The sequence below is a fragment of the Paenibacillus sp. FSL W7-1088 genome, assembly GCF_037969855.1.
Taxonomy (GTDB): domain Bacteria; phylum Bacillota; class Bacilli; order Paenibacillales; family Paenibacillaceae; genus Paenibacillus.
In genome coordinates this window covers 1434227-1445988 of sequence record NZ_CP150216.1, presented here as the reverse complement: position 1 = coordinate 1445988, position 11762 = coordinate 1434227, and the positions used below count along the sequence as shown (strand labels likewise).

Below are 11762 nucleotides of genomic sequence, written 5' to 3'. Positions count from 1 at the left end.
CCTTCCTCCCCCTTCACTACTGGTGCACCTCAAAAGCAACAGCCTCGCTCTAACCGCGCTCGCTGAACCAAATCCAAACTCCGAGCCGTCGGTGTGGCTCTGTATCTATGGGGTCGACTACAACGCTTGGTCGACTCTCCCCACTAAGTGCATCGCTGGCCGTATTTTCTCAGCCAGCTCTTGGTACACCGCGGGCGCTCCGGGGGTGGCAGGGCCTTGTCGCTCTCTTGTCCTCCGATTTCTTTTTCCCACCGCTCTTGGCGGTTGAAATCGGATGCCAAAGTCGCTCCTTCGGCTCCTTCCTCCCCCTTCACTGCTGGTGCACCTCAAAAGCAACAGCCTCGCTCTAACCGCGCTCGGTCGACTCCGCCCTAGTTCGAGCCATATCTAAGGCTCTTTACTTCTTCGCTGCGCTGATCTGTTTGCCCCAGACGGCAATGCCGCGATCGTTCAGACCAGTAACCACGAGCGCTGGCTGGCTTCGCTCCCAGTCCCAGGATGGGAGCAGCTTGAGCTCCTCTGTGGAAGCTCCGCCCCACGGGCTTTCTTTCCACTCCAGCGTCAGTGTTTGTTTGCCGTCAAACGTCCATTTGCCTGAACCGTTTTCGCTTTTCAATTGGCCATTGGCTTGCAAGGTGTAAGGCACCGCCTGCACCTGTCCGTCCACCGACGGGTCAACAGCCAGTCCTTCCCACTCCCCGGCGATCATCGACTTCGGTATGTCCTGTGCGTATTCACCTGCATAACGTTCTGGTGACACCACAGGCCAGCCGTCCTTGGTCCACAGCATTTTACGTACATGCAGATACGGCCAGTTTTTATCCGTCTCACCTCTCGCATGATGCACGATATAATAATCGTCGCCATCCTTAAGGACCGAGTTATGTCCTGGTGCAACCCAGCCTTCACCTTCGGTGAAGCGATAGCCACCCAGAATTTTGGTTCCTACTTCATATTGAGGCAGATGCTCCGTATCCAGCATGTTCATGCCATTTACGTCCGTGTAGGGACCTGTAATGGAATCAGCGCGGGCTACACGCACGTTATAATCTTCGAATAAGGAATCATATGAGACGAATAGATAATACTTTTTGAACTCCGGGTTATACACAATATATGGACCCTCCACCGCACCTTCTTCTGTAGCACGATCACGGGCGGCAATGCGAGTACCATACCCCTCTTCCTTGAACTTTCCAGTTTCCGGATCCAGAGGTGCAATGTATATCCCATCGAAAAAGGAACCGTAGACCATCCATGAATTGCCTTCGGCATCCAATACCGGATTGGCATCAATGGCATTTAACTTATCCTTTTCATTCTCGGATGTTTTAACAACCAACCCTTCATCTGTCCAAGGACCCTCCGGGGACGAGGATGTTTGCAAACCAATAGCCGAACGCGTACTGCCAAAGGTCGAAGCCGAATAATACATCCGGTAGGTGTCGCCAACCTGAATCACATCCGGTGCCCACAGATTTACCGCTCCAGTCCAATCTAGGGCTTCCTTCGGAATGCCTGGCAAAGCCTGACCTACCCATGACCAGTTAATCAGATCATCCGATTTGCGTACCATGACGCCGGGTTTCGCTTCCCCTGCGACACGGACGTCTGTGGAATAGACGTAGTATCCCTGATCTGTTTTGATAATGGCTGGATCATGCGCATTGTTCACAGTCCAACGGGATTCATCATCCAGAATGGAGGTGTCATACAATTGAGTATCTTGGGGAGCCTCAGGAAAGACCGGCGTGGACACCGATTCCCCTGCGCCATCTCCAGAACAGCCTGTAACTCCGACCAACAGCAGCAGCAGCATGGAAGCAACAACTCCTTTTCCTGAATTCGTCCACCCGCGGAATGTTCTCCGCTGATTCATCCTTTCACTCCAGAGATCGCTACCGATTCAATAATCTGTTTCTGGAAGATCAGGAAGATGATCAATACCGGCAGCAGCGCAACAATGGATGCTGCCATAATGAGCGGATAATCCGTCTGGATCGCATACGTGGCATTAAAGTTCGCAATAACGAGCTGCAAGGTCTGTTTTTCAGGTGAATTCAGATAAATAATCGGTGCCAGATAATCGTTCCAGATGCCCATGAACCAGAGAATCAGCTGAGCGGCAATCGCCGGTTTAATGAGCGGGAACGTAATGCTGGAGTACAGTCGGAAATAAGAGCTGCCATCAATTTTCGCTGCTTCAATAATGGCATCAGGCACACTAAGCAGATATTGACGCAGGAAGAAGATCATGACGACGTTACCAAATAATCCTGGAACGATAAGCGGCAGCAGTGTGTCCACCCAGCCCAGCTTCGAGAACATGATGAACTGCGGAATCATGACTGTCGGATACGGAATCATCATCGATGCGAGCAATGCTAGAAACAATTTATTTTTATGCGGAAATCTTAATTTGGCAAAAGCAAAGGCAGCGATACTCGACGTAAACGTCCCGACAACGGTAACACTGATCGCCACGATCAAGCTGTTTTTGATCCCGCTGAGTAGCGGACCTGCTTCCCAGATTTCCTTATACTTTCCGAATTGGAACACTTCAGGTATCCACACAGGCGGAAGTGCGAACACATCCTGCTTCTCCTTCACGGAAGTGGACAACATCCAGATCAGTGGTGCAATCATCGCAATAGCACCAAGTGCCAACACGATAAAAATGATAGAGTTCGTTAGTTTCCTCTTTTGACTGTAAGACATCTCCGGTTCACTCCTTTCCTAGACCATTAATCCCCATCATAGGCTGATTTTTCGTTCATTTTGAATTGCACCAAGGTAATGACAAAAATGAAAATACCAAGAATCATGGCCATCGCAGAGGCATAACCCATTTGCAGGTTGCTAAATGCTTTCTGCCAGATGTAGAAGACGATGGATGCAGATGAATATTCAGGACCGCCGGTAGGCGTCATAATGTTCATTTCGGTGAAGATTTGGGAACCACCAATGATATTCGTAACAACGAGGAAAAAGGTAACTGGCTTCACCATCGGCCAGGTGATGTTGCGGAAAATCTGGAACCCGTTTGCTCCATCGAGCTCAGCTGCTTCGTAATATGTACGTGACACACTTTGCAGTGCAGCCAGATACAATAACATCGTATAACCTAGACCTTTCCATACCGTCATAATAATCAGGGCCGGTTTAACTGTATCTTTGTTTGCGAGCCAGTTAGGGCCTTCAATACCGAACAGATCCAGGAATTGGTTCACTAATCCGTAATCCCCGTTGTACGCCCAGTTCCACATGATGGACACCGCTGCGAGGGAAGAAATAACCGGAATATAATAGATTACACGGAACGTCGTTGTGCCGGGAATTTTACGATTCAGACCCATCGCCAGCAGCAATGCAAGCAACAAACCAATCGGGATACCCAGCATCAGATAAAAGGTGTTGAACATCGCTTTGTAAAACAGATCATCCGTGAGCAAATCCTTAAAATTGGCTAAACCAATAAAGTTCATCTGTCCCAAGCCATCCCAATCCGTAAACGAACCGTACAAGGAATATAGGAAAGGGAACAGGACAAAGATCAGCAAACCAAGAACCGGAGGCAAAATAAACAAATATCCGTACAGCCTCTCTTTGCGATACAAACTAGATTTTGTAATCACTGCGCTCACCCCTGTTTCTAATATCAGCATGTTGCATGAATCGATACACGCCTGCTTGCTTGATCAATTCATGCAACATACCCGTATGGAATCCAAAATGATGCCAGCAGCGTGATAGCAGGCTGCTGGCACCGCCTTTTTTTGAAAAACGGAATCTACTACTCTATCCATTTGGCTTAGGCTGCTTCTCTCTGAACCTAACTTCATTCTTATTTCATTCACATGATTTCAGCATGTTGCTAAATGTTTTATTTCTGAGATTTCTTCTCTTGTTCTACCGCTTTGTCTAACAGCTTTTGCATTTTGGGCTGCTGCTGCTTCACATATTCTGCGGCTGTAATCTTGCCATCCAGAACCGGTTGAATGTCGGTGAAGAACAGGTCATACCATTCTGCGTTGTACGTGTAGTTCCCTGGAAGAGAACGGCCATAATCTTCTACGATATCAATGAATTCCTGTTTGTTGGCTGGTTTTGTAGATGTATCCTTAGCCCATTCGTCAGCCATATCGAGCAAATTCGGGATCTGTACTTTGGCATCCACCAACTGCTGCATGCCTTCTTTGGAAGCTGTGAGGTAATTAACCAATGCTGCAGCTTCTTCTGGATATTTCGTTTTGGCCGATACACCGATACCGAGTGAACCGATCCACGTTGCGGATTTTCCGGTAGAGCCCGCAGGGAAAGGCAGCAGGTCATACTCGAAAGGCAGTTTCTCGAATGTACTCATATCCCATGGAGCTACAGGGAAGAAAGCCATTTCCCCTTTCATCCAGCGTTGGTACGTATCCAATGTTTGCGCTTCCTCAATGGAAGGCGTGATTTTGTATTTGTTTTGCATGTCCGCAAAGAATTGCAGTGCTTCCGCGAATTTCGGATCATCAATGGTCACTTTTGTTTTCGTTTCATCCAGCCAGTCGGCGCCATTGCTCCATACAAAAGCTTGCAAGGCCCACTGTACGTTAAAGCCTGTACCAAATACGTCCGGTTTGCCGTCTCCATTCGTATCCTTGGTCGCTTGCTGATTTACCTTAATGAACTCATCCCATGTATATGGCTTGTCCTTGTCAGGGAATGGAATGCCTTCTTTTTCAAATAAAGTTTTGTTATAACCGAGTGCAAACGGACCCAGATCTTTCGGCATGCCGTAGAGATCGCCCTGACCTGCCATTTTGCCATCATAGCGATACAGATCCACACCATATTTCCAGATGTTATCGAGATCTACATCCGCATTATTTTCAACGTAAGGTGTCAGATTCATCAACACATTGCTGTTCACATAGGCTTTCACATCGCCAGGGTTAAAATAGAATACGTCTGGCAAGCTGTTGCCTGTAATAGCAGCTCTCAATTTGGTTGCGTACTGATCCGCAGCTGTTACGATAATTTTGACTTTGACACCTGGATGCTCTTCTTCGAATTTCTTAACAACGGCTTGATATGCCTTCTGTTCATCTGTTCCGCCCCGGAACATAAACGTCAGTTCCTTGTCCCCGCTTGAACCGCTGCTGCCACCGCAGCCTGCAAACACGATTGCGCTTACAAGCATAAGAAGCATTATCGTAACCAAACTCTTTTTCTTTACCATCTGAACCCCTCCTGATCTGGATTTGTAACCGTATTCAAGTAGCTGGAAATAAGATTTCTGTTGTTAAATTTATCAAACCCAGATCACTTTAGTCAATACTTTATTAAAACATTTTATATTTATTTAAAATAAATTAGTATGTTGGCCATCCGCTGGAATCCCATAGCAAGTCGTTGATTAGCAATTTTGGATTGCCATTATCATCAGCATCATAGGCGTGGCGCGCAATCACATTACCGTTATACACATCCTGACCACCGGGTCCCTTCCACTTGACGTTCCCCGAGTCCAATATCGTTCCGCCGCCATTCAACATGCTCATACCGTTTTTGTCCACATAAGGACCTGTAATACTCGTTGAACGTCCATAGACCATTTTGTACGTGCTATTTACGCCCTGGCAGCAAGAATCAATCGAGGCAAACAAGTAATAATAGCCATTCCGATACACAATACTTGGAGCTTCAATGGCACCACCATTATTCGGACGCGCCGCAATGGAGGATATGCTTCCGGTCGGTTTCATTGTGTTTTTGTCGAGTTTCACAATCTTCAGACCGCTCCAGAAAGAACCGAAAGCTAGCCACGGGTTGCCTGAAGCATCGATGACCAGATTCGGATCAATAGCGTTATAATTGTTGGCGGTTGTGGTTTGAAGCACTAATCCCTCATCCTTCCACTGACCTGCTCCAATGCTGGTTGCAGACGCAAGCCCGATCGCAGATCTGTTGGAGCCAAAGGTAGAGATGGAATAATACAGCCACACTTTTCCGTTGTACTGCTCAACGTCAGGTGCCCATACATCCAGACCGCTCTGTCCCGGAACGGCAGAGGCCCACCAGGATGGCTTACTCAGGAAAATCTGTGGAACCCGATACCATGATGACCCGTTATCCGATTTCAGTACCTGAATGCCAGGACCTGTTGAGAAGGTATACCATGAGTTTCCTTCTTTGATGATGGATGGATCGTGGACGGCAATATCTCCGCTCAGATTCCAAAATGCCGCGAATGCCCGGGACTGACCCGCCAATAGCAAAACAAGTACAAGTAGTGCAGGCAATGCCCAACGCTTCTTCCTGAATCTTGTCATTCCTTTGAACTTTTCCAAATCGAATCCCACCTCTCCTGATCAAATAGTTAATTTGGTTCATGAAGTATTAAATCAATTTAGGTATACTAGGATTATAAAAGCGGTTACATCACATTTCAATGGTATATTTCAAATATATATGAAATGATTCAAGTTATTTTTTAAAGTAAATATTCAACATTTTATGAATATTACGCTCATTTATGCTATGTATACACGGGATTTGGCTTCCTTTTCTCTGCCCTTCCCTTCCATCGGGTAATCATTTATAATTATCTAAAACAAACCATATAAATGTACAGAAGCCTGGAACTCAGAAGGGCTTTGTTCAGAACGTGGAAAGGAAAACCACCTATGATTTATATTAAAGATCTGATGTCTGGCGTTAATATTTTCAAAGCACTCAGTTCCGAAATCCGGATTCAGATTATTGAGTTGCTTGCCAAGAACCAGAGTCTTAACCTCAATGATCTCGCAACCAAACTGGGGCTCAGCAATGGCGCCATTACAATGCATATTAAGAAATTGGAAGAAAGCGGCCTGATTGAGATCAACACTGCGGTTGGCAAACATGGAATTCAGAAGATTTGTTATCTCAATGAGGAAAAACTAATGGTGGACCTGCGTTCACAGGAGATTTTTAACCGATACGAGGTTGAAATTCAGGTAGGTCATTATAGCGATTATCAGGCAGCTCCTACATGTGGTCTCGCCACCCGAGACAGCATCGTCGGTGAGTTCGATGATCCGCGCTACTTTGCTGACCCACTCCGTATTGATGCAGAGATGATCTGGCTGGCCGAAGGTTATCTGGAGTATCGTATTCCCAACTACCTTAAGCCTAATCAGACGTTCAGCGAAATCCAGTTGTCCATGGAATTGGGTTCAGAAGCGCCAGGTTTTTGCGATAATTACCCTTCGGATATTTTTTTCTACGTCAACGGCATCGAGATTGGCTGTTGGACGAGTCCAGGCGATTTTGGCAATACCCGGGGTACGTTCAATCCAGACTGGTGGCCGCCGCATCTGAATCAATACGGGATGCTGAAGCTGATCCGCATCACTCAAGAGGGCAGCTATATTGATGGATGCCGCATCTCCGATGTTACTCTGGACCAGATTGGCCTTGATTACAAAAGCGATATCCACTTTCGGATTGCAGTAACGGACGAACCCGTGAATAAACGGGGATTGACGATCTTTGGCAAAAATTTCGGCAATTACGGGCAGAACCTGCTTGCGCGTGTACTTTATAATGTGCAAGAGGAATAGTTGAGTATAAACTGCGTTACACCTCAAAAATCAACAAACAGCCGCCCAGTTAAAAAACGGACGGCTGTTTTCATTTTCTGTTACTTCACTTCGTTCAGACGTTCCGCCAAACGGTCCCAGGTTTCCGTAATTCCCTGCAACATCCCCATATCCATGACGGTTTGCAATGCCTCTGCGGATACATACTCTGATCGATTAACGATCTTTGTCTTGCCCCCAAGATCAATGAATAGCATGGTTACTTCGGTTGTCGGCAGGTTCTCATCTGTGTTGCCTTCGGCGTCCGAGAAATAATCGATATAAACAATCCGTTCCGGCTCAACAATTTCCTTATACACACCTTTTCCCCAAGATTCCATACCGTAAAAATCTCCCTGGTTCTTATCCTCACATTTCATGCAGTAATGCCAAACACCGCCTGGTCGAAAATCCACATTACAGACAGGAATGGCCCAACCTCTCGGTCCCCACCAGTGCTGAAGATGTTCCGCTTCCTTGAACATGCTGAACACAAGCTCACGAGGTGCGTCAAATACACGCTCAAGTACAAGTACCTTTTCATTTTCCACACTCGACGCCATTCCGTTGTTTAACATTGTCATTCCTCCTTATGAGTTAGCGAATACCTATGGTTTGTCTTTCTTACTTTGCAGTTCACGCAAATAATGATCCAGATTGTCAAAACGGTCTTCCATGATATTCTGAAACGACTGCACCCACTCATCCAATGTTTGAAAAGGTTCTGGACGGAGCTTGTAAATCCTGCGGTTGGCCACGGCCTTTACATCCAAAATGCCATGATCACTGAGCACTTTCAAATGCTTCGAAGCTTGAGGTTGACGTAATCCCAGCTGTTCAGCAATTTCCCCCACAGTAAGAGGACCATCACGTAATAATTCGACGATATGCATACGATTCGGTTCAGCCAAAGCGCCCAGCAAGGCCATATCCATACCCGGATTGTGTCCTGACATGCTGTTCACCTCATTCAGTTAATGTGTATAGGTAGAATCTCATCTCCTTCACCAAAATGTTCTTCTTCCTGATATTCAAAGCATACCCCATAAGGAATATTCCTGTAAAGGAATATTATCGAAATAATTATAACTTTTATTAAATAATTCCGAATGATGTATACTACATCCCGATGGAAATACTGAACGTTCCAATCGATACGATTCAAAGTGTTAAACATCAGCCAGCATTATTCCAGATCAGATTGGATAAATTCATAACCAACACGAAGGAAAATAAAATGTACGGTCAGTGGCATGACAACGGACGGCTATTGGACTATTAAATTTTCCCTGAGACAGCAGACAGGACCTCCCTATAAGGAGGCCCTGTTTTGATGTTTCCAATATTAATGATTCTGCCTGTACGTTTTGGGAGACATGCCATACGCCTTTGTGAACTGCCGGGTAAAATAATTACTGTCGTTAAACCCGCATTCATAAGAAATTTCGGTAATGGACAGGTTCCCCTGTTTTAACAGATAACATGCCTTTTCCAGACGCAGCTTCTGTAAATATGAAATGGGCGTCATCTGATAATAGGATCGAAATATCCGGTTCAGATGCCTTATAGAAACATTCGACTTCCCTGCAATGTCATCCAAGGTCAGGGGCTCCAGATAATGATCCTCAATATATGAAATGGCATTCGCCAGATGCATCAGATTAGTGCCCTCAATTCCCTTCTCCTGTGTCTCATAATGCCTCGACAAATAAACAACCATCTCCGTAAAACGGGAGATCAGCATCGTCTGATATCCTTGCTGCCTGCTTCTATACTCCTCAATCATGACAGTGATTAGCGATTCCACGTACTCCAGGTTGGGAATAGGCAAGGCCATTTTACTCGGATAGGAATGAATACTGCGATAAAATGGCTCCAAAACAAACAAAGCCTGAAACCCCTTGGATTTTCTCAGATCCGGTCCGGCAGAAGCAAGCATTTCCGGTCTGAACATAATATTGCATATCTGAAAATCATGAGGATCTCTGTAGGCATGGGGAGTTGAACCATTAATCACAAATACATTGCCCTTCTTAACAAAAAATTCCTCCGTATTGACAACATGTGTCGCATTGCCATTCAGGACAATGACAAGTTCCGAAAAGTCCACATGCTTGTGAAGTTCGGTGTCTTCCTCATGTCCTCCATATTGAATATAGAACGGAAATTCCAGATCAGCTGTAAACCAATTCAAATAGGCGTTGCTCAACAGTTCGCCCTCCATGATTCATGTTGGGATGAATGTCTATATCATGCTACTCCATGACCGAAAAATCAAGGTTTGCCGATCATTGGTTCTCTATAATTCCTCATGTAGCGATGCAAAAACAGCACAAATCGAGGGGGTGTCATTAGTCGTGAAAACCCGATTATATGATTTATTTGTCGGGTGCAAAGGCTTTTTTTAAATCCACAATTGTAAACGCATTCAATACAATAACGGATATTATCAGGGGGGTTATTATGGTTCATTCGATGAGAAAGATTGTAAACTATTCCGTCGCACTCACACTTTCATTAAGTTTGCTGGCAGGGTGCAGTAGTAGCAATGAAAGCTCGGAAAGTAAAGAAGGAAATGCCAGTGATACTTCACCGATGACGTTGACATTCTTCGGAGCAGATTCCAACGCGAACTGGAATAAGATGCAGGATGATGTCGGCAAGGAGATTACCAAGCAGACAGGTATCACACTGGATGCCGAATTCGCAGTATCGGACCCCGCTCAGAGACTGGCACTGATTGCAGCAAGTGGTGATTACCCCGATCTGATCAGTCCCAAGGGGGATTTGGACAAATTGGTTGATGCAGGGGCAATGCTGGATCTTACGGATCTGATCGACCAATATGCGCCAAACATCAAGAAACTCTTCGGTGACCAAATCAAACGTCTGCGCTACAGTAACGACGATCCTTCCATTTATGTCATCCCAACCTACTCAGCCATTGACGGAGTCAACTTTGTGGCTGGTGCAGGTTTTGAGCTCCAGCATCGTGCTGTGAAGGAGGTCGGGTACCCACAGATCAAGACACTGCAAGATTATGAGAATGTCATTCGATCCTATCTGGAGAAGCACCCTACCGATGAGAATGGCAACAAAAATATCGGAATGACATTAAACGCTGATGACTGGCACATTCAAATTACCGTGACAAATCCTGCAGCTGAAACCACTGGTAAATCCGGTGATGGAGAGTACTACATTGATCCGGAAACGCATGAAGCAACCTACCATTTCCGCACGGAAGGTGAGAAAGAGTACTTTCAGTGGCTTAACCACATGTATAATACCGGGTTGCTTGATCAGGAGTCTTTTGTTCAGAAAAACGACCAATATCTGGCCAAAATCGCTTCTGGTCGCGTTATTGGTCTGATTGATGCAGACTGGGGCTACTCTGATGGAGAGAAGGCACTGAAGGCGGCAGGCAAAAATGATCAAACCTATGGACATTATTCTGTCATGCTGTCTGACCATTACAAGGACAACCGATATCAGTCTACTGGGTTCATGGCAGGCTGGGGAGTAGGCATAACTGAAAGCGCTGAAGATCCGGTCCGAGCCATTAAATTTCTGGATTTCCTCGCTTCTGAAGAAGGCCAAATCCTTAATTATTGGGGCGTAGAAGGTAAGCAATATACGATGGAGGATGGTAAGCGTGTTGTACCTGCGGAAGTGCAGCAGCGCATTATCAATGACAATATCGCCTTTAGCAGAGAATCCGGCGTAGGCCTTTACACCAATATGGGTGGTCATTACGGGGATGGCGTGAAAGACTCTACTGGCAATTATTATACCAAGAACTTCCCGGAACAGATTATTGAGAATTACACGGATGTAGATAAAGAGACTCTTAAAGCTTATGATGCAACGACCTGGATGGATCTGTTTCCGAATGAGAAGGATTTCCCGGTAAAACCATGGGGAGCAGTATGGAATATCTCTGTGCCAAGTGATGATGAAATCAACATTATAGCTAATAAGGTGAAGGATATTACATGGAAGCAGATTCCGCAGGCCGTCATGGCCAAACCGGAAGAATTCGATGCCATCTGGAATGACTATCAGCAGAAGCTTGTTGATGCAGGTGTCGAAAAAATGGAGCATGGATTCACTAAATACGTCCAGGATCGCGTTAAACTCTGGAATGAATAGGAG

General features: G+C 45.8%; 10 protein-coding genes and 1 pseudogene. 3 read left to right on the top strand and 8 right to left on the bottom strand.

The features are described 5' to 3' along the window. Positions 1–397: 397 nt before the first annotated feature. The 5 genes from MKY42_RS06440 to MKY42_RS06420 all read right to left on the bottom strand — a co-directional run bounded on the left by MKY42_RS06440 (position 398) and on the right by MKY42_RS06420 (position 6317). Positions 398–1819 carry an arabinan endo-1,5-alpha-L-arabinosidase gene (locus MKY42_RS06440; RefSeq protein WP_339852755.1) on the bottom strand — a complete coding sequence of 474 codons (1422 nt, stop codon included), beginning with the start codon at positions 1817–1819 and terminating at the stop codon, positions 398–400. A 56-nt stretch (positions 1820–1875) separates the two neighbouring features. After that, positions 1876–2718: a carbohydrate ABC transporter permease gene (locus MKY42_RS06435; protein ID WP_090894108.1), complete on the bottom strand. Its 843-nt coding sequence runs from the start codon at positions 2716–2718 to the stop codon at positions 1876–1878. Between the two features lie 26 nt (positions 2719–2744). Further along, entirely contained in the window at positions 2745–3635 is an 891-nt protein-coding gene (locus MKY42_RS06430) for a sugar ABC transporter permease (RefSeq protein ID WP_062324023.1), read from the bottom strand. A 248-nt stretch (positions 3636–3883) separates the two neighbouring features. Further along, positions 3884–5224 carry a sugar ABC transporter substrate-binding protein gene (locus MKY42_RS06425; RefSeq protein WP_339849776.1) on the bottom strand — a complete coding sequence of 447 codons (1341 nt, stop codon included), beginning with the start codon at positions 5222–5224 and terminating at the stop codon, positions 3884–3886. 133 nt (positions 5225–5357) lie between these two features. Then, positions 5358–6317, bottom strand: coding sequence for a glycoside hydrolase family 43 protein (locus MKY42_RS06420; RefSeq protein ID WP_177185777.1), 960 nt, complete (start codon positions 6315–6317; stop codon positions 5358–5360). A gap of 354 nt (positions 6318–6671) precedes the next feature. Here MKY42_RS06420 and MKY42_RS06415 point away from each other — a divergent pair, with 354 nt between their 5' ends. Continuing rightward, on the top strand, positions 6672–7589 hold the full coding sequence (locus tag MKY42_RS06415) for a winged helix-turn-helix transcriptional regulator (RefSeq protein ID WP_090894102.1): 918 nt from the start codon (positions 6672–6674) through the stop codon (positions 7587–7589). Positions 7590–7669: 80 nt separating this feature from the next. On the opposite strand, the gene MKY42_RS06410 is transcribed toward MKY42_RS06415, so the two are convergent. Both MKY42_RS06410 and MKY42_RS06405 read right to left on the bottom strand, forming a co-directional pair. Then, positions 7670–8185 carry an SRPBCC domain-containing protein gene (locus MKY42_RS06410; protein ID WP_090894100.1) on the bottom strand — a complete coding sequence of 172 codons (516 nt, stop codon included), beginning with the start codon at positions 8183–8185 and terminating at the stop codon, positions 7670–7672. A gap of 30 nt (positions 8186–8215) precedes the next feature. Then, positions 8216–8563 (bottom strand): metalloregulator ArsR/SmtB family transcription factor, encoded by a 348-nt coding sequence (locus MKY42_RS06405; RefSeq protein ID WP_074093855.1) that lies wholly within the window; start codon positions 8561–8563, stop codon positions 8216–8218. Positions 8564–8751: 188 nt separating this feature from the next. Between MKY42_RS06405 and MKY42_RS06400 the strand changes: the two are divergent. Further along, a pseudogene (locus MKY42_RS06400) lies at positions 8752–8889 on the top strand (thymidylate synthase); the annotation flags it as partial. A 63-nt stretch (positions 8890–8952) separates the two neighbouring features. Here the strand turns inward: MKY42_RS06400 and MKY42_RS06395 are convergent. Further along, positions 8953–9816 carry a helix-turn-helix domain-containing protein gene (locus MKY42_RS06395; RefSeq protein ID WP_339849762.1) on the bottom strand — a complete coding sequence of 288 codons (864 nt, stop codon included), beginning with the start codon at positions 9814–9816 and terminating at the stop codon, positions 8953–8955. A gap of 254 nt (positions 9817–10070) precedes the next feature. Between MKY42_RS06395 and MKY42_RS06390 the strand changes: the two genes are divergently transcribed. Next, a complete protein-coding gene (locus MKY42_RS06390; RefSeq protein WP_339849760.1) occupies positions 10071–11759 on the top strand; it encodes an ABC transporter substrate-binding protein in 1689 nt (562 codons plus the stop codon). Positions 11760–11762: the final 3 nt, after the last annotated feature.